This window comes from Streptomyces sp. NPDC050548 (assembly GCF_044457385.1).
In the GTDB taxonomy this organism is placed as follows: Bacteria; Actinomycetota; Actinomycetes; order Streptomycetales; family Streptomycetaceae; genus Streptomyces.
On the sequence record NZ_JBITGV010000021.1, the window covers coordinates 137,180 to 154,784 of the forward strand.

Annotated in this window: 17 protein-coding genes and 2 pseudogenes; 11 read left to right on the plus strand and 8 right to left on the minus strand. The window is 68.8% G+C overall.

Annotation, left to right across the window (positions count from 1 at the left end):
- The first annotated feature begins 45 nt into the window (after positions 1-45).
- Positions 46-1,008 carry an AraC family transcriptional regulator gene (locus ACIBJH_RS40670; RefSeq protein WP_399121973.1) on the plus strand — a complete coding sequence of 321 codons (963 nt, stop codon included), beginning with the start codon at positions 46-48 and terminating at the stop codon, positions 1,006-1,008.
- 243 nt (positions 1,009-1,251) lie between these two features.
- On the opposite strand, the gene ACIBJH_RS40675 is transcribed toward ACIBJH_RS40670, so the two are convergent.
- Positions 1,252-1,815 carry a hypothetical protein gene (locus ACIBJH_RS40675; protein WP_399121974.1) on the minus strand — a complete coding sequence of 188 codons (564 nt, stop codon included), beginning with the start codon at positions 1,813-1,815 and terminating at the stop codon, positions 1,252-1,254.
- Positions 1,816-1,972: 157 nt separating this feature from the next.
- Here ACIBJH_RS40675 and ACIBJH_RS40680 point away from each other — a divergent pair, with 157 nt between their 5' ends.
- Positions 1,973-2,305 carry a hypothetical protein gene (locus tag ACIBJH_RS40680; RefSeq protein ID WP_399121975.1) on the plus strand — a complete coding sequence of 111 codons (333 nt, stop codon included), beginning with the start codon at positions 1,973-1,975 and terminating at the stop codon, positions 2,303-2,305.
- A gap of 36 nt (positions 2,306-2,341) precedes the next feature.
- Here ACIBJH_RS40680 and ACIBJH_RS40685 read toward each other — a convergent pair whose 3' ends face one another.
- Positions 2,342-2,932, minus strand: coding sequence for a hypothetical protein (locus tag ACIBJH_RS40685; protein ID WP_399121976.1), 591 nt, complete (start codon positions 2,930-2,932; stop codon positions 2,342-2,344).
- A 323-nt stretch (positions 2,933-3,255) separates the two neighbouring features.
- Between ACIBJH_RS40685 and ACIBJH_RS40690 the strand changes: the two genes are divergently transcribed.
- Entirely contained in the window at positions 3,256-3,525 is a 270-nt protein-coding gene (locus ACIBJH_RS40690; RefSeq protein ID WP_399121977.1) for a hypothetical protein, read from the plus strand.
- 8 nt (positions 3,526-3,533) lie between these two features.
- Here the strand turns inward: ACIBJH_RS40690 and ACIBJH_RS40695 are convergent.
- Positions 3,534-4,398, minus strand: a pseudogene (locus tag ACIBJH_RS40695) (transposase).
- A 175-nt stretch (positions 4,399-4,573) separates the two neighbouring features.
- Positions 4,574-4,870, minus strand: coding sequence for a winged helix-turn-helix transcriptional regulator (locus tag ACIBJH_RS40700; protein ID WP_399121978.1), 297 nt, complete (start codon positions 4,868-4,870; stop codon positions 4,574-4,576).
- 145 nt (positions 4,871-5,015) lie between these two features.
- Between ACIBJH_RS40700 and ACIBJH_RS40705 the strand changes: the two genes are divergently transcribed.
- The 3 genes and pseudogenes from ACIBJH_RS40705 to ACIBJH_RS40715 all read left to right on the plus strand — a co-directional run.
- Complete coding sequence (locus ACIBJH_RS40705; protein ID WP_399121979.1) at positions 5,016-5,600, plus strand: carboxymuconolactone decarboxylase family protein; 585 nt, start codon at positions 5,016-5,018, stop codon at positions 5,598-5,600.
- Between the two features lie 144 nt (positions 5,601-5,744).
- Complete coding sequence (nadC, locus tag ACIBJH_RS40710; protein ID WP_399121992.1) at positions 5,745-6,785, plus strand: carboxylating nicotinate-nucleotide diphosphorylase; 1,041 nt, start codon at positions 5,745-5,747, stop codon at positions 6,783-6,785.
- Between the two features lie 9 nt (positions 6,786-6,794).
- A pseudogene (locus ACIBJH_RS40715) lies at positions 6,795-7,082 on the plus strand (type III pantothenate kinase); the annotation flags it as partial.
- Here the strand turns inward: ACIBJH_RS40715 and ACIBJH_RS40720 are convergent.
- A complete protein-coding gene (locus ACIBJH_RS40720) occupies positions 7,040-7,162 on the minus strand; it encodes a hypothetical protein (RefSeq protein WP_399121980.1) in 123 nt (40 codons plus the stop codon). The pseudogene ACIBJH_RS40715 and the gene ACIBJH_RS40720 overlap by 43 nt on opposite strands.
- Before the next feature lie 179 nt (positions 7,163-7,341).
- On the opposite strand from ACIBJH_RS40720, the gene ACIBJH_RS40725 reads away from it, so the two are divergent.
- Entirely contained in the window at positions 7,342-7,911 is a 570-nt protein-coding gene (locus ACIBJH_RS40725) for a recombinase family protein (protein WP_399121981.1), read from the plus strand.
- A 559-nt stretch (positions 7,912-8,470) separates the two neighbouring features.
- On the opposite strand, the gene ACIBJH_RS40730 is transcribed toward ACIBJH_RS40725, so the two are convergent.
- Positions 8,471-9,127, minus strand: coding sequence for a lysophospholipid acyltransferase family protein (locus ACIBJH_RS40730; RefSeq protein ID WP_399121982.1), 657 nt, complete (start codon positions 9,125-9,127; stop codon positions 8,471-8,473).
- Positions 9,128-9,387: 260 nt separating this feature from the next.
- Here ACIBJH_RS40730 and ACIBJH_RS40735 point away from each other — a divergent pair, with 260 nt between their 5' ends.
- The 4 genes from ACIBJH_RS40735 to ACIBJH_RS40750 all read left to right on the plus strand — a co-directional run bounded on the left by ACIBJH_RS40735 (position 9,388) and on the right by ACIBJH_RS40750 (position 12,888).
- On the plus strand, positions 9,388-9,699 hold the full coding sequence (locus ACIBJH_RS40735; protein ID WP_399121993.1) for a helix-turn-helix domain-containing protein: 312 nt from the start codon (positions 9,388-9,390) through the stop codon (positions 9,697-9,699).
- A complete protein-coding gene (locus ACIBJH_RS40740; protein WP_399121983.1) occupies positions 9,696-11,384 on the plus strand; it encodes a helix-turn-helix domain-containing protein in 1,689 nt (562 codons plus the stop codon). The genes ACIBJH_RS40735 and ACIBJH_RS40740 overlap by 4 nt, the downstream gene beginning before the upstream one ends.
- Position 11,385: 1 nt before the next feature.
- Complete coding sequence (locus tag ACIBJH_RS40745) at positions 11,386-11,949, plus strand: transcriptional regulator (RefSeq protein WP_399121984.1); 564 nt, start codon at positions 11,386-11,388, stop codon at positions 11,947-11,949.
- Positions 11,950-12,141: 192 nt separating this feature from the next.
- Entirely contained in the window at positions 12,142-12,888 is a 747-nt protein-coding gene (locus tag ACIBJH_RS40750) for a DUF5131 family protein (protein ID WP_399121995.1), read from the plus strand.
- A 24-nt stretch (positions 12,889-12,912) separates the two neighbouring features.
- Here ACIBJH_RS40750 and tcmP read toward each other — a convergent pair whose 3' ends face one another.
- Both tcmP and ACIBJH_RS40760 read right to left on the minus strand, forming a co-directional pair.
- A complete protein-coding gene (gene tcmP, locus ACIBJH_RS40755; RefSeq protein ID WP_399121985.1) occupies positions 12,913-14,097 on the minus strand; it encodes a three-Cys-motif partner protein TcmP in 1,185 nt (394 codons plus the stop codon).
- 606 nt (positions 14,098-14,703) lie between these two features.
- Complete coding sequence (locus ACIBJH_RS40760) at positions 14,704-17,172, minus strand: Helicase associated domain protein (RefSeq protein ID WP_399121986.1); 2,469 nt, start codon at positions 17,170-17,172, stop codon at positions 14,704-14,706.
- Positions 17,173-17,605 lie beyond the last annotated feature (433 nt).

Genomic DNA, 17,605 nt, shown 5'->3' on the forward strand with positions numbered 1-17,605 from the left:
GTGTCGGCATAGCGGGGTGAGCCAATCAGGAGGTGGTACGACGCCATGCAGCCCGATAACGGCCCCGGCCGGTTCACCATCGACATCACCGTGCCCTACGCCGATCAGAGCAGGAACGACGTCCTGCTCAGCGAGTGGCAGCGGCAGGCCGGCGGCCTGGTACCCGCGCCTCCGCTGAGTCTGCCGCGGCGCAGCGAGGGGGCGTACTCGGTGCGTATCAGGCAACGTCCGATCGGGGGCCTGGTGGTGGAGGACCAGTACAGCGACGCTGTCACGGGCAGCACTGGAGGTCCCAACGGCCACCTGGAGGACCGGGTGGTGCTCCACGCGACGTTCCGGGGGAGCTGGCTGTTCACCTCGGCGCGCCGGACGTCGATGGTCGGCGCGGGGCTGCTGTGCGTCCGGCGCAACGACGCGCCGTGGGACTTCGAGGTTCAGCGGGGCACGCGTGCGCTGATGCTGCACGTGCCGGCCCGGGACGTCGATCTGCGTGGTCCCGGCAGGCTTGCCACAGCCGCGCAGGACACGCTGGCTGCCCGGTTGCTCCTGGCCCACCTGCGCACGTGTGCCGACCTGCCGGGCGATCCGGGCCACGCGGCGCGCAACGCGACGGTGGAGTTGCTGAACGGCATGCTGCGGGGTCAGTGCATTGACGACGAGGCATTCTCCCCTGCCCTGGTGACCGCCGCGAAGGAATGCATTGAGGTCCGGCTGCTCATCGACGCCGATCTGACTCCTCGGGTGATCGCCGCCGCGCTGCACGTATCGGTGCGGACCTTGTACCGTGCCTTCGCCCATGAGGGGACGTCCGTCATGGGCTACGTACGCCGGCGGCGCCTGGAGCGCGCCAGAGCGGAGCTGACCTCGACCTGCTGGACGCTGTCCGAACTCGCCGCACGCTGGCACTTCGGCGACAGCAGCCACTTCATTAGGGCCTATGCCAAGGAGTTCGCCGAGACTCCGTCGGCCACCCGCCGCCGAAGCCTGTTCAGCCGGGGAGGCGAGTGAACTCATTGCGCAGATCGATGATCAGACCGTCCGGACCGACTGTCCCTCAGTGGGCGAGACAGCAGATAGACGTCGGAACTGCCGTGCTTTCCGAAGACCCGCCAGGTGGTCGACCGTCTGCGGTTACAGCCCTGAAGCGCACCACCCCATCCTTCGATCCCATGCCATCCCCTTCCACACGAGCTGCGCACACGGCGACGGACACCCTAGGCCGAAGACCTTCTCCTCATGAACTACCAGTAGCTACGGGCGGATCCAGATCTTCTGGCCGCACGGTTCGAAGCGGATACCGTTCGGCCCAGTGCTGACGGCCTCTGTCTCCTGGCCGCAGGCCGGGCATGGCGGCAGACCTTCGTACTGCGCCGCCATGGAGGTGCGCTGCTGCTCCCACACGCGCCACTGGGCAGCCGAGATACCTACCTCGGCCGCGGTGAGGTCTGTGAGTAGGCCATCGTGGTCGACTGCGTCCGCCTCTTCAGACACGTCATTCGCGCTGATCACCCACTGTATCTGTTGTATCGCCTTGCCTGACAGCCGCTTGATCTTCGGCCACTCCGCAGGGCAACTCACAACCTCGCCGCGGTTCCACCATCCAAGGTCAAAGGTTGGCTGTCTTCGCTTCCACTGCACTCCGTAGGTCAAGCTGAGTTTTCGATCGCGGCAGGTAAGCCACAGCATGAAGATCGGGTTCAAGTAGGAGCCGGGTTTGTAGTGCCACTGCTCGCTGGCCTTCCAACCGCACTGCTCGGCAATGCGTGACAGGACAAGCGCCTGTCCTGGCCGGGGCGGCTTGTCTGCTTGAGACAATGACTCACCGTGATCGACGGGAGGGAGGAAGCTCGGGTACCGCGGCATGATCGCTCCTGTCCTACAGGCTCAGTCCTCAGGAGGATACGGGGCAGCTGCTTGACCTCTCCGAACAGCAGATGGCGCGCAAAGCCCAAGCCGCTTCGAGGGGCCCGTGATGTCCCCCCGCCACGGGGAACACGACCAACCACTCGCCGGGCCCCGAACCCGGGCCCCGGAGCTGCCGGTCACCCTCGACATGCCGGGCAAGGTCGCCGACTTCCTCCGCACCACCGAACTGGAGCCCGCCGAGCGGGCCGCCGTCGACCAGGGCGTGACCGTACGACGCGGCCAGGGCTACACACTCCGCGTCCCCGCGCTGCCCGCGGTCCACCGCCAACTCCTCGACCGCTGCCAGCCGCTCGACGCCCCCTCGGCAATCCCGGCCCAGCGCAACGCCCGCCACGAGTACGCGAACCGTGTCAGCGCGCTCGCACCCATCGGACCATGATCGGTTCTCAGCGCAGCGGCGATCTCGATGTCCCTGTCAGTAGAGTCCGGGCACGCTGCCGGAGGAGTGGCCGGGCGCCATCCACTCGTGGAGCGCGAACCGCCGGTACACGTTCGGTCCGACGACGGTGTCGTACTCCCCGATGGCTGCCCGGTCCAGCGCGTTGTTCCAGCGGTGCATCCAGTAGCGGTCCGCGACCCAGTAGGCGGTCTCGGCGAGTGCCGAACCGTCGTGGATGACCAGGCTGTGGTCACGGACCCGGCGCAGAGCCTCGGCGAGGTCGTCCGTAGTGATCGGCATCCCCTTGCTGGCGGCGACGGCGGCCAGCTCGTCGTCGACCGAGTCCACCCCGTGCTCCAGGGCGTATTCGAGGGCCTCGATTGCGGCCTGGCGGCCGTCGGTGAGGTACTCGGCGTACTCCTGGCCGCCGCGCTCCAGCCGGGCGGTGAACTCCTCGGTGGTGAACTTGCCGCGGCTGCGGGCGACCAGGCCAGCCACCATCGCGGCACGGTCCTGGGGCTCCTCGGCGACTTCTCCCGTCAGGCGCCGACGAGCGGCGGTGTACGAGATGCCTTCGGCGTCGGCGAGTTCGCGGACGTCCTTCTTGAACTGCTTGTCGGTGGTCACGGTTGCTCCCGAGTCCCGGGGACGGCGGCGACCCCACGCATCCCCGCCGCGGGCACTCGGCCACGGACAGGCAGGTATCAGTGCGTGAGGCGGTGCCCTTGTCCTCGGCGCCGTTCGCGGCGTGGGCGCGATACGGCTTGGAGTCGGGCCGACGCAAGGCGGCCGACTCACACTCTAGGACGTCGAGTGTCGGCACCGACGCACATCACACGCTGTCAAAACTACTGACAGCAACACCGGTTCCCTGGTCCGTTCCTACCGGACAACCCCCGTAGCAAGCCATCTGCGGGCTTCAAAACCAAGGGAAGCTTCCGACCTGGGAGATGTCGAAGGCCTTCCCCGTTCCGCTGGTCACCGGCGCCTTCGGAGCGAAGGGCCAGGGCCGAAACCTACTGGCGGGTTACTTGTTCCCTGGTGTCTGGGCTAGGACTCTGGGGCCGTACCTGACCGAGCACATCAACCAGTTCGGCGAGTACTCCACCCACGAGCTCGGCATCCAGCCCGACGCATACGACCCGAAGCTGGACGTCGGCTTCACCCCTCTGCGCGGCGACGAGCCAGCGACCGAGGGGTTTTCGGGCTCTTCTGACTGATGTGTGGGTCATGTTGAGGCGAGTTGGCGTCCCGGTAGGGTCGGGCGTTCGCCGCCGAGGGTGAGCATGACGAGGGCGATGACCGCGCCGGCGGTGCGAAAGCCGAACCCTCGGCGGATGATCAGGCGGGTCTTGGTGTTGGTGGACTCGATGAGCCCGTTCGACAGACGCTCGACGATGGCGTTGACGATGACCTCGCGGTGGCGGCGGATGCGGCGGCCGAGGTCGACGAAGGTGTCGATGCGGCAGCGCTGGGCCCATGGCAGCCACCGGTCCAGGGCCTCGATCGCCGCCTGCGCGCCCTGCTCGCGGGCGATGGCGAAGACCGTGCGCAGGCCTTCGTTGAGCAGGTAGGCGCGGTGCAGGCGCGGATCGGTGGCCGCGATCCAGCCCAGCTTGGCCTGCTGGCGGCCGGTGAGGTCCTCGGGGTTCTTCCACAGCGCGAAGCGGGAGTCCTTCAACGCCCTGGCGGTGGCGGCATCCCGGGCCTGGTGGCGAGCCCGGTTCCACGCCGCGCGGCGCTCGGCGTCCAGCGCTTCGGTGGCCCAGGCGACGACGTGGAACGGATGCCCAGGGCACCGCGGCCGCCACCACGCCATGCTCGCGACAGCGCACCCGGGGCGCCTCCGCCTCGAGGAACACCTTCATGGTGCCGGCGTCCAGACAACGCCAGCGGCGCCGACCGCGCCCCTGGTCATAGCCGCGCCCGGGGCGACGGCAGATCCCGCACCGGTGCCGCTCCCGCACCACCGGCCGCACCCGGGCGACCAGCACACCCGCATCCTGGTCGATCTCGACCTGCTCGACCACGGCCCGTTCGACCGTCAGCAGCCGTTTCCATACCCTGTTCGCAGACACGCCGTCTTCCCGCATGTGGATCTTGACCTCAGAGACCCTGAACCATATGCACAAGACGGCGTGTTTCACGTATCAGGGCTGGTCAGGCACCCACACATACGGCAGAAGAGGCGGTTTTCGCAGGCCGCGTGAGCCCGTGTCCCGAGTCGGCGGCCGTCAGATCACCGCTCCACCTGGTCGGGCGTGACCTTCACGTCTCCGTGGGCTCCTGATCGTTGTGTTCTTGCTCCTGCGCCCAGGTGATCGCCCATTCGTCGAGCGGACCGAGGGCGTGCCTGAGTGCTGTCCCCAGCCGAGTGAGCTCGTAGCCATCGGCCGAGGGGGAGATGATCCCGCTCGATGCGAGTTCACGGAGCCGCTGGTAGAGGACGCTGGACGATAGCCCTTCGCACCGTGCCAGTAGCGCGCGGGCGCCGAGCGGACCCCCACGCAGTTCCCAGAGAATTCGCAGCGCCCACCGACGGCCGAACAGGTCCATCGCGGCCATGAGGGGACGGCCGGTCGTCGATCCACGAACCGGCGTTCCTGGGCGCGGTGTCGGCATACCCCTCCTAGTCCTTGCGTTTCGTTATTCGAAACACTAGCATCCACTTGGCGTTTCTGATTTCGAAACGAACTCGACGGGAGAGCCGATGTCGCGGATAGCCCTGCTGGACCCGCCGTACACCGACCAGGCCGGCGCACTGCTCATGCGCATGATGCCCGGGGAGGCCCCGCCGATCGGGCTGTTCCGGATGTTCGCCAGAAACCTCCCCATGGCCGACGCCATGCACGGGTGGGGTCGCTACGAGTTGGGCAGACAGCTGACCCTGACCATGCGGGAACGCGAGATCGTCATCGACCGGACGTGCGCGCTGTGCGGCTGCGAGTACGAGTGGGGCGTGCACATGATGACGTTCGCCGAGCGGGTCGGACTCACCCGCGAGCAGGCAGCATCCCTGGTACACGGCGGCCCCGCTGACGCGTGCTGGACGTCCGAGCGGGAACGGCTGCTCATCCTCGCTGTCGATGCGCTGCACGAGCGTTCCGACATCGATGACGCGCTGTGGACACGGCTCGTGTCGGTCTTCGACGAGCTCCAGTTGCTCGATCTGCTTCTGCTGTGCGGGTGGTATCACGCCGTCAGCTTCGCCGCGCGCGCCACGCGCGTGCCGCACGAGCCCGGCGCGCCTCGCTTCGCCGACTTCCTCCCCCTCACGACCGGGACCAACCGATGAGGCTCTGTTCTCGCGAAGCTGCCGCGAAGTGACACGTAACTCAGCGTGTCGTTCGGCCCACACCCACCACCGCGCCGACCACAGCGCCACCGCAAAGGAGTAGCAGCCGTGACCACCCCCGACCGTCCGCCCCAGTCCGTGCCCCTGCCGCAGTTCGGCCCGCCGGACCGGACCGCCGCCGTCGGAGTGGACGGCAGCGGCGCCGGGGTGTGCGGGGCGGGGTGCGGGGGCGGGGCACTGGACGACGGCGACGACTACGGGCTCGACCCGCTGGAGCGCGGCCTGGACCCGGAGCTGGCCGAGCTGCTGGCCGCTGCCGGGCTGGATCCCGTGGTGGTCGAGGACGTCGCGCACCTGGCCATCGAGGAGGACCTCGACCAGGGCGCCGACGTGACCACGGTGGCCATCGTGCCCGAGGACGCCCGCGCGACGGGCGACTTCACCGCCCGCGAGGCCGGTGTGGTAGCCGGGCTACCGGTGGCCGAGGCGGTCCTGTCCGTGGTGTGCGGCGACGACTTCGCGGTCGAGCGGCACGTGGCCGACGGCGAGTCGGTGGCCGCCGGCCAGCGGCTGCTCACGGTCACCGCCCGCACCCGGGACCTGTTGACCGCCGAGCGCAGCGCGTTGAACCTGCTGTGCCGGCTGTCCGGCATCGCCACCGCGACCAACAGGTGGGTGCTGGCGATCGAGGGCACCAGGGCGCAGGTGCGCGACACCCGCAAGACCACGCCGGGGCTGCGGTCGCTGGAGAAGTACGCGGTGCGCTGCGGCGGCGGCCTCAACCTCCGGATGTCGCTCTCGGACGCCGCCCTGGTCAAGGACAACCACGTGATCGCGGCCGGTGGCGTCGCCCGGGCGTTCGCGCTGGTCCGCGCGGAGTTCCCGGAGGTGCCGGTCGAGGTCGAGGTCGACACCCTGCACCAGTTGCGGGAGGCGCTGGCCGCGGGTGCGGACCTGATCCTGCTGGACAACTTCACGCCCGACGAGACCGCCGAGGCGGTCGCCGTCGTCGCCGGCCGGGCCCTCCTGGAGTCCTCCGGGCGGCTCACCCTGGCCACCGCCCGCGCGTACGCCGAGACGGGCGTGAACTTCCTGTCCGTCGGGGCCCTCACGCACTCCGCCCCGATCCTGGACATCGGCCTCGACCTGCGCGCGGAAGCGCCGACAGTGCAGAGGGAAGCGTAGCGGCGGACGCTGCTCACCATCGACGTCGGCAACACCCACACCGTGCTGGGACTGTTCGACGGGCAGGAGATCGTCGAACACTGGCGGATTTCCACCGAGGCGCGGCGCACGGCGGACGAGCTGGCGGTGCTGCTGCAGGGCCTGATGGGCATGCACCCGCTGCTGGGCGACCTCGGGGACGGCATCGACGGCATCGCGATCTGCTCCACCGTGCCGTCCGTGCTCCACGAACTGCGCGAGGTGACCCGCCGCTCCTACAGCGACGTCCCCTCGATCCTGGTCGAGCCCGGCATCAAGTTGTTCCGCAGCCGCTCCTGGTCCTCCTCCAGCAGCGTCCAATCCTCGATCAGGTCATCCGGCTCCCACTCCCGCCGCACCCCGGCTCCTTTCGGTCGTCATGACCGGACCAACGTCGCCGAGCACGGCCCTCGATGGACCCAGAAGATCGAAAACGCTGACAAGCGCACCCCAGATCCGCTACGGAGAGCTACTTGTCACTTCACGGCAGCTTCGGGAGAACAGGGCACACACACCGGCGGGCGCATGTTCGACACCGATGGACTTCGCCCGCACCATCAAGAAGGCCGTCCCCCACCAACGGGTGATTTTCACGGTGCACGAGATGAAGCGTCTGGGCCGCGGCGCCGCCGAACTTCTGGCCATCGCCGAGGACCTGCGCCACCACGACATCCAGCTCGAACTCCTCACCGGACCCCTCCAAGGGGTCTACGACCCATCCGGTCACGGCGCCGCCCTCTTCGCGTTCTTCGCCGGCATGACGGAGTCGGAGCGCGAGTACATCCGGGAGAAGTCCCTGGAGGGCCAGGCGTCCGCCCGCGAGCGCGGCCGTCACGGCGGACGCCCCAAGGTCGTCGACGACGACATGGCCGACCGACTACGCCCGCAGCCTGCGGGCCAACGGCGTGCCCGTACCGCAGATTGCCCAGAAGCTGGTCATCACCTCGGGCAAGACCAAGGGCCAGCGGCCCTCGGTCGCCACTGTCTACCGCATCCTCGCCGATACCGACGAAGCCGAAGGCACCACCTGAGAGGGCTTCAAGATCAACCCATTGCTCCTTCGACTCGTATCTCGGCGATACCCCTGGAAGATCCGGCGCGGATGTGACGTCACGGTGATCTCGCTCAGGAACAGCGCGCGGGCTGTCTCGCGGTCGGTACGCCCCTCGGCGAGCTGCCGCAGGCGGGCCGCCGTTGGCGTACGGCCTCGTGTTCCTGCCTGCCCCACGGTGCCCTCACCCTCTTGGGCCGGGCAGACCCTGAATCTGCCGCCGGTCGGAATTCGATGCGTTTCCCACCGGCGGTCGATCAGGCGCGACGGCCTCGCCATGCGTCCAGGCCCGGGTGAACCGACCTGTTGCGCGTGGCGCTCCTCGTTCCACCTCAGGCGATGCGGCCTACGGGGTCTGCCGGGAGCGAGCGGGCTCGTACCGCATCGACGGCTGAGGGCGGAGGCCGAACCGCGTCTCAACACCCTGTGGTGGATGCGCAGCGCTTTCTGAAGTCGGCTGGCACGTAGCCGAGTTGGCGGCCGGGACGTGTGTGACCGCCTGCCACGTGGCGGGCCACAGCGAGTGCCAACGGCCGTACATCGTGGGACGGCGTGCCCACCCGAGGGCGTGGAGGATGTGGGTTGCGGCGGCCGATGGCCATGCACGGAGTCGGACTCACGTGGGCAGGACGGACGGCAGGTGGCTGACGGCCTGACGCCACGCTTCGTGCACGGCCGTGCGGGCGTGTGCGGTGGCCTCGGTCATGTCGCCGGTGAGATGGAAGGGTTCGCCGAGGTGGATGTGCAGGTCGGGGCGGCGCAGGGGCGCGGTGGCGATGCCGCTGAGCTGTTTGAGTCGACTGCCGGAGACGATCCGGCGGGCTCCGGCGTGCCCGAGGGGGACCACGGGTGCGCCGGTGGCGAGTGCGAGGCGGGCCAGGCCGGTGCGGAAGTGGCCGGGTTCGCGGTCGGTGGAGTCCCGGCGCCGCGGGAGTCCGCCTTCGGGATAGAGCACCACGACCCGGCCGGCTGCGAGCGCCTCGGCCGCCAGGTCCAGTGCTGCCGCCGCGCTGCGGCTGCCCCGGTGAACCGGTATGTGGCCCTCGCGAGTGAGGCGGCGGCCGAGGACCGGGATCCTCCACAGCCCTGCGGTGGCGAGGACGACGGGTTCGGTGCCCAGGCGGTGCAGCGCGGCCAGGACGAGTGCGGGGTCGGCGAGGGCGGTGTGGTTGGGGGCGACGATGCTGCCGGGCGCGATGGCACGGGACGTCGCGGTGGTCACTGTCAGGTGGCCGAGGAAGGGGACGACGGTACGGGCGAAGGTGCTGAGCACGTGCTGTTGGCTCCCTGGTCTGCCGGTGCGGCCCGGCGTGCGTGGTCTGGCCCGTATCGTCACGTGAGCGGTGGGTGCAGGGCATGAGTGCGCGTACTCACCTACGCGCAGGGCTGGGGCGAGTGTGAAACCGCTGGCTTGGTGTGTTCGTGTGCTGCTGTCGTAGCGCCATGTCGTGTGCGGCCTTCACCATCGCTATTCGGTTCATGCTTGTAACGCATGTTGAATGTGATATGCGTGGTAGAATCGACATTATGAGTATGGCTCTGGGTGAGCGGGTGCGGTTGGCGGTGGCTGCGCTTCTGTATGCGTCGGGTGAGTCGCAGGTCGATCTTGCGGCTGTGCTGGGGGTGAGTCAGGCGCAGGTGAGTCGCCGTCAGTCCGGGGCGGCTGCCTGGAGTCTGGCCGACTGCGACAGTGTGGCCGCACATTACGGAATCGACGTGCTGGAGCTGTTGGCCGGTCCCACGCGGGCCACGGAGTCCCTGCCCGCGCGTCGCCGTCGGCCGCTCGGCCGTACCAAAGCCCGTGCCCGCCGGACGACCGCGGTGCAGGACGGGGGAGTGTGGTGACGGACTTCGGGGCGATCGATGCCCTGCTCGCCCGGGCAGGGCAGGAAACCCCCTTGCCGCCTGTTGAGGAGCGCCGCCTGCTGCGGGAGGCGCTGAGCGTCTCCCGTGCTCAGCTCGCGCAGGCTCTGGGTGTCGGTGCGTCCACGGTCGGGGGCTGGGAGTCGGGGCGTGACCCGGGTGGTGAAGTGCGGGAGAAGTATGCGTACTTCCTCAAGGGAGCCCGCACCAAACTGGACGCCACCGCAACCACGGACACGGACACGGAGCTTGCCGTCGAGCCTGCAGAGGAGCCGGCGGATCCCGACGCCCCGGCCGAACTGTCCGGCCCGGCCGAACTGTCCGGCTTGGACGACGTGGGTGAGCTTGTTGTCCCGCGGCCGTGTGTGCTGTGCGGGCAGCCCGCCGATCACGAGGTCGAGGGGTTCCCCCAGCACCTGGACCCTGCGGACTGCAGTCCCGCCGGGACCGTCCCGGCCGCCGAACCCGCCCCGGAGTCGGGGCCGGAACCCGCCCCGGAGCCCGCCCCGGAGCCCGCCCCGGAGCCCGCCCCGGAGCCCGCCCCGGAGCCCGCCCCGGAACCCGCCCCGGAACCCGCCCCGGAGTCGGGTCCGGAGCCGGTGCCGGCCGGGCGTGCGGAGGTGCGGCGTCCGGCGTCCGCGGGCAGGCCGGTACAGCAGGCCGGGCGCGGGGTGAGGGTCGTGCCGGTCGGGCGTCGTATGCAGACCGCCGACACCCCCGACCTGATCACGTCCGCCGTCACCGCCGCGCTCGCCGAGTACGCCGGTGATGTGGAGGCGGCGACCGCGGTGTTGGTGAAGCGGGCGATCCCGGACGCGATGGCCCTGCTGGACCACACGCGCAAGGGCGGCCGCTACGACGTCGTCGCGCACCCCTGGCTGCCCGACGTCCTGCGCAAACAGACCGCCCGCGGCGCCGACCAGATCTGGGAAGCCCGCCCCAAGTGGAGCCGGCCGGAGCTCCCGGCCGGTGTGCACGAGGTGACCGCGCTCGACATCAACGGCGCCTACCTGTCCGCACTCAAGACCCACCTCCCCCTCGGCCAGCTCGAACACTCCACCGGCGGTCACCACGACCGCCGCCGGGCCGGCATCCACCTGATCACCCCGCCCGCCTGGGACCACGACCAGGTCCTCCCCAACCCGATCGGCAACCGCGACGAAGCCGGCCCCCTGTGGGTGACCGAGCCGACCCTGCGCCTCCTCCTGCGGATCTCCAGCCCGAAGTACGCCCTGTGCGAACCGCCCGTGATCCACGAATCGTGGACCTCCGGGGCCACCGAAGGCCTGCTGGAGAAATTCCGCATCACCCTCAAGGACGCCCGCGACACCGCGATCGCCGACGGCGATGAGGTGACGTTGGAGTACGTGAAGGCGATGTACTCGAAGTTCGTCTCGACCATGGGGGAGTCGAACTACAACCGCGACCTCTACCGCACCGACTGGATGCACCTCATCCGCTCCCAGGCGTTCGCGAACCTGTGGTGGAAAGCCCACCGCGCCTACGACGAAGGCCTGATCGTCCTCCGCGCCATGGGTACCGACGAACTGCACGTGGCCGGCGACTGGCGCACCGTCTTCCCCGAAGGACGCGGCGTCACCGAGGTCAAGGTCAAGGACGTCTACACCGTCGGCCACGCCGACCACACGACCCCGGAAGAAGCCTGACATGCCCGAGCGCAACCTCGACTTCGGCAAATACGGCGCCCGCGGCATCAAAGGCCACGAAGCCGTCGCCCGCCAGCTCGACGCCCTCGCCGGCTACATCGCCACCCCCATCACCGCCCGCCGCGGCCTCCAAGCCCGCCTCCACTACCTCACCCGCACCGACCACGCCCACGCCGCCGCCCGCACCGCCGGACTGACCGTCACCCACCGCACCCTGCGCGCCTGGCTGAACGGCACCCGCACCCCCTCGCGCAAAAACCTCGCCGCGATCGAACAGGCCTACCGCACCGTCCGCCGCGAGAACGTCGCCCGCTACCTCCTCGCCCGCCTCAACCGCGGCACCCGCGTGGAGATCCACCCCCTCAACCAGTCCCAGGTGGACCGCCCCCACCAGCGGGCGGTGGAGTTCCGGACCCTGAACGTCCGCCACTGGGACCGGATCGTCGCCGCGTGGGCGGCCGGCGACACCCAGGCACTGGACGACGCCTGGGTCGACCAGGCCGTCGACCTCGGCTCGCAGTGGGGGCAGTACGAGTACGTCACCAACATCGGCTTCGCCGCCTGACGACACCCTGTTTACAGCGGTCTCTCCACCTCGCAGCATGTGAACATATGTTCCATGGCCGGGGTGCTGGGGACCGCTCTGCGGCGGGGCGGTTGGATGCCGGTGTCCGGTTGCACGGCGCCTCGTTGGTCAGCCAACGGGGCGTCGTGGGACCGGTGGACAGGCTCGGTTCGAGGGGATGGACGGCCGACCGTGGGTGATCGTAGTTCGATCGAGTGGACCGAGGCGACATGGAACCCGACAACGGGCTGCGACCGCGTCTCGCCTGGGTGTGACAACTGCTACACGCTGGCGCTGTCGAAACGGCTGAAGGCAATGGACTCGCCAAAGTACCAGGCTGACGGCGATCCGCGAACGTCCGGGCCGGGCTTCGGGCTGACGCTGCATCCGGACGCCCTACGCGTGCCATACGGGCGGAAGAGCCCGCGCACCGTGTTCGTGAACTCCATGAGCGACCTTTTCCACGCCCGGGTGCCGCTCGACTATGTGCGCCGCGTCTTCGACGTGATCGCGGACACTCCGCAGCACACCTACCAGGTGCTCACCAAGCGGGCGCGGCGCCTGCGGCAGGTCACCGACCGCCTGGAGTGGCCGACGAACCTCTGGATGGGCGTGTCCGTGGAGAGCATGAAAGAGCTGCCCCGCGTCGACGACCTGCGTCAGGTGCCGGCGGCGGTGAAGTTCCTGTCGTGCGAGCCGCCGCTGGGACCGCTGGACGGCCTGGAACTGACCGGCATCGACTGGGTCATCGCCGGCGGCGAGTCCGGCCCCGGGCACCGTCCCCTGGAAGAAGCATGGGTGACACAGATCCGCGACACCTGCCAGCAGGCCGACGTGGCGTTCTTCCTCAAACAGTGGGGCGGCCGCACACCGAAGGCCGGCGGCCGCGAACTGCACGGCCGTACCTGGGACCAGATGCCACTGCTCGCGACGGTGTGAGCAACAGCCGACTCTGTCCGCGGCTCAGGCCGCGAGGCCCATGGGATGGACCGTGATTTCCCGGATCCTACGGACGCCTACGCCATTGCTGGGAGTTTTGCCCTGCTCATACAGGAGCCGTACCGCCCCGCGCGCCACCGGCTCGGCCACCTGGCCGTAAAACCTGCCGAACACCTCCAGGGCGTGGTCCACCAGCTTGATGGGGCGCCGGGTGCGCAGCAGCAGATTCTCCAGATTGCCTGCGATCTCCAGCACCGCCTCGCTCTCGACTTCCTGAGGGTCCGGGCGCGCGGAGAAGAACGACAACTGTCCTTCCCCCTCATCTTCTTCACGCAGGTCGAAGGTTTTCCACCACTCGTCTCGCGCCCGGGCGACGGTGTCACCGAACACCCACAGCCCGTACGGGCTCCGGGTCGCGAAGACCAACCGGTAGACGGCGCGCTTGTGCGGGGCGTGTGAGACGGGCACAGACTGCACGAACATGCCCGTACGCCGGGCCAACCGGCGGGCGTACTCGGCTGCCACGGCCTCGATGGCACCCTCCGCAGCGCCATCCCTCGCGGAAACCATCGCCGCATCAGCGAAGTACTCGCGCCACCACGGGCCGCCGCACACGTCGTCGAAGCGCAGCAGCGACCGCTCGTTGCCCTTCGGGGAGCGGACGTGACCACCCAGGCGCCACACAGCCATCATGGAGAAGTTCATCAGCAACTCCGTCGCCGGCTTCTTCAGCGGCCGCTGCCACGCCAGCACATCACCGAGCCGCTCCTGGGACAGGACCAGCCCGCACGAGTCCAGGAAGAGGAACAGCGGCTCGCGCACGGCCCGCTGGACCACGCTGCCGAGAACGCCGTCCACCTCGCCGCGGTGAGCGTGCGCCAGCACACCGCCGGCCCGGTAGTGCTCGACGACCTTGTGCAACCGCCCGAACGACTTCTGCTGCGCCTCCGTGAAGAAGCACTCCACAGTGATCCCGCGTTGGGCACGGAAGTACGAGGCGACCCGCAGCGCGATCTCCGCCGACGCCGGCTCGCCGTTCTCGTAACGGCCCTCACCCGCGTACCCGTCCAGATAGACGACCCGCTTGTCGAGTGACTGAGATCCCGTCATCCCACCGAACTGAGGCAAGTAGCGCTTCAGCAACTCGTGCTTGAACACGCTGGGCAGCGCCTTGTCCAACCAGTAATCCCCGCCCGTTCCCGTAGACATAGGCCCCCCACTCCGTCACGGCAACCAACCGCCTGTAACGCATAGTCAGCCACCCGACAGAGCCCGACAAGAGGCCCATTGCGCCACCCACCCGCACCGGCAGCGCCCTGGAAGGCGAGGACATCCGCTACCCCGATACCGAGCAGCAGCCGAGGCACGCGGACCTGCTCGCCGCGCTCACCGACGGTCGCCGAAGCAGCCAGCACCCACGGTGATTCACTCAGTCGGCGATGAACAGCATGCGTGAGCAACGGACACGAGAACTCCCCAGACGTACGCCCGGCACCGGCGGTGCCCCTGGCGCCGGGGCCTGCTGAAACGGGACGGCAGTGAGACGCTTGAGCCGTGGAAGGCGGACGGGTCCGTACGCTGCATTTTGAGGTCGGCTGGGTTGATCAACACAGTGTGACCTGGTTGGAAGGTGCCTTCCCCGCGTCGTACGAGGTCGGCGGCTGGACGCTGACGCTCAGTGAGACGACTTGATGCCGTGCCGCCTTCGCCGATGTCCGAGGACGAGGCACGCGGGTGACCGATCTTGACCTTGATTCCCATCTGTCCTCATTTCATACAGGCAGCTACGTCACCTCGACCCGGTCTTGGCAAGATTCACCTCCAGCGCATGCCCAACTCATCGAGGTCGGCGCGGCGTTGGTCGCTCAACTTCCCGGCGCGGCGGCGGGTGTTGCCGAGCCACGCTCCAAGTTTCACGGCTTCCTCCCGACCGCCGTCGCCGTTCAGGGTGATCGTTTCGATATGCTTACGGGGGACCAGCAGATGGCCTTCGCGGGCATGGAACTGCTGCGCCGCCGCGAGGTTCGCAGCCCACCGGGCATCCTGCGACCGGACCGCGCCCGCGACCGGCTCACCCTCGCCCGCAGGCTCGACTCCGATCGTGGTCAGGAGGTACTGCTGCGCGGGCATCAGACGGTCCCATCCGGCCCGCTGCCCGGCGATCCACACCCCCAAATCCTCGCCCTGCACGATCAGCTGACCGGGCCCGGTCGAGAGTGCGCCACCGGTCTGGACGTGGGCGAGCGTGAGCCGGTAGCAGCGCTGCCAGCCGATCTCCCACGCCGGGCACCACCCCGGATCCACGTCAGCGAGAGCCTCCAGACGGGCCGCTGACAGCTCGCCAGCGGCCGGGACGACTTCCCCCGCCTCGCGCCGTGCGGCGTTCTCCGCCGCCTTCCGGGCCGCCGCACGCTGGTTCTTGGCCCACACCCCGAGCGGGAAGTCCTCCCAGACCACCGAAGCCGCAGGGAGGAAGTGCGTGTGCACGGCCGCGTACGACCGGGCCACGGCGAGGCCGGAATCCCACGCGGACGCCTGCACCGACCACACCATCCCCAGCGCCTCCAACTCGACGACACGGGACGCCGCCAGCACCCCGGCCGCGTAGTACCGGCGCTGATCCGCCACCCACACCCCCAGCGGATGCCCACCAATCGCCGGCCAGTCCTCCGGCGTCACGTACGTGTACGGCACCCGCAGCTCCGAACTGCCGCTCTCCCGCCGCCACCTGGTCGCCGCCTCGATCCCGCGCCGCCAGTACGCGGCCTCAGGGTCGACGACCCGCAGCCGCACGAACTGGGTAAGCACGGCCGGATCGCGTTCCTCGCTGAACCGCAGCACCCCGGCAGCCGCACTGCCGACCCGGACCACGTCCTGCTCCTGGCCGTCGTCCTCGCCCGCCTCCGAACGGCTGTTGCGGACGCGCGGATCGGCGAGCGCCTCGATCGTCTCCGAGTCGTGCGCCCGCAGCGCCCCAAGGATCTTCGCGAGGGTCCCGTACGCATCCGAGGTTAGTAGCTCGTTCGCATCCTCGTCCTCCCCGAGGAATACGGGAACGATCAACGTGGCCAGTTTCCCGACCCCGGGACGCACCCGCAGGGCACGCCCGACCATCTGCACGATATCCACCATCGACCCGCGCGCGTCCGCGAAAAGAACCGCATCACACTCGGCTGTATCGACGCCTTCACCCAAAACACGAACCGAGGAAAGAACCCTCAATTCAGCGCGCACATCCTGGCCCTCAAACTCTGGCCCACCGAGGAAATCAGAGGCGAACTCATTCAGCACATTGCGGCGGTGCGCGGGCGCATGCTCCCCATACAGCCACTCCGCCCACACCTGCTCGGCAGGAGGGAACGTCTCGGGATCGTCCTCAGCAAGCCGGCCCGCCGTCACCGGCACCGCGGCCGCCATCGCCTCCGCCTCACCGACCCGACTGTGGAAGCTCAGTACGCGACGGAACCGCTCCTGACTCGCCGCCCGCATCAACCCGGTCTGCACAGCAGCCAACCGCGCTCCGCGTACGGCGTCGGAGCCGGTCGCCTCCATGGTCAGTGCGGCGTACAGCGAGGGATCGCGGATGTCCAAGCACAGCACCTGATAGGGCGCCACCAGCCCCGTACGGATCGCCTCGGACAGCTTCAGCTTGTACGCGACCGGGCCGAAGACCGGCGAGTCCTCATCCATGGACGCGACCATGCGCGGCTGGTCGCCCTCGGCTTCCCAGACGCGGGCGGTGGCGGTCATGTACAACCGGCGGACGGCGGGAACCTGCGCCTGGTCGTGCACGGCCGCCCATGGCTTCAGGCCGTCACCACTGACCCGGTGCGCTTCGTCCACGACCATCAGGTCCCACACGGGCAGGCCTGCAGCGTGCGCGCGCTGCAGAGCGCCCATACCGACCGAGGCGTAGGTGGCGAACACGGTGACGGTCTCGGGGCCGGCCGTCCACGCGACGAGTTCGTCCGGGTCCGTCGTGCACGGCACGCCTTGGCTGTCCGCACCCCGCAGGGAGCACACCCCGATCATCGCGCCGCGACGGCCTCCTTCCCGCCACGCGGCAGCCATCTGCAACAGCAGGTCCAAAGTCGGCACCAATACCAGTACCCGGTGAGCCGAGAGACGATTCGCCGACTCCATACCAATCAGGGTTTTGCCGGACCCGGTAGCGGCAATTACCTGAGTCCGCAAACCACCGGGATGGATATCCTTTTCTGGCTGTTCTGAGAGATTCCGCAGCACCGAATCAACGGCTTCAATCTGATGCGGGCGAAGAATCATACGCGTCATCCTGAATCCATTTCTCGCACTATTTATGAAACTCCCTGAGAGAGAATTTTAAGCTGAGATTTCAGCCGACTCAATGCCGGAGAGGCAATGAACCGTAATCACAGAATCTAGCCGACCATTAGAAGTGACGCACGTCAGTGTTCGGAGTTGCCTGGAAGTGGTCGGCTCTGACAGTCCGAGTGGCAGTCAGGGAGGGTGCCACTCGGACCGATCTGACCGGTACCCGCCACCCCCTCCAGCCAGCCGCTTTTAGCAGGGTTGGGGCGCGGAGCGCACCGGCCCTGTCCGGGGCCGGCCGGAGGCTGGCACCGGTACTGGATCGCGGAGCGAGCCGGTGACCGGAACGGAGTTCCGGTCTTCCGCGCGGAGCGCGGTGAGTGTCGCGTAGCGACACCGCGTCGTGTCTGCGGAGCAGACCGCGCGC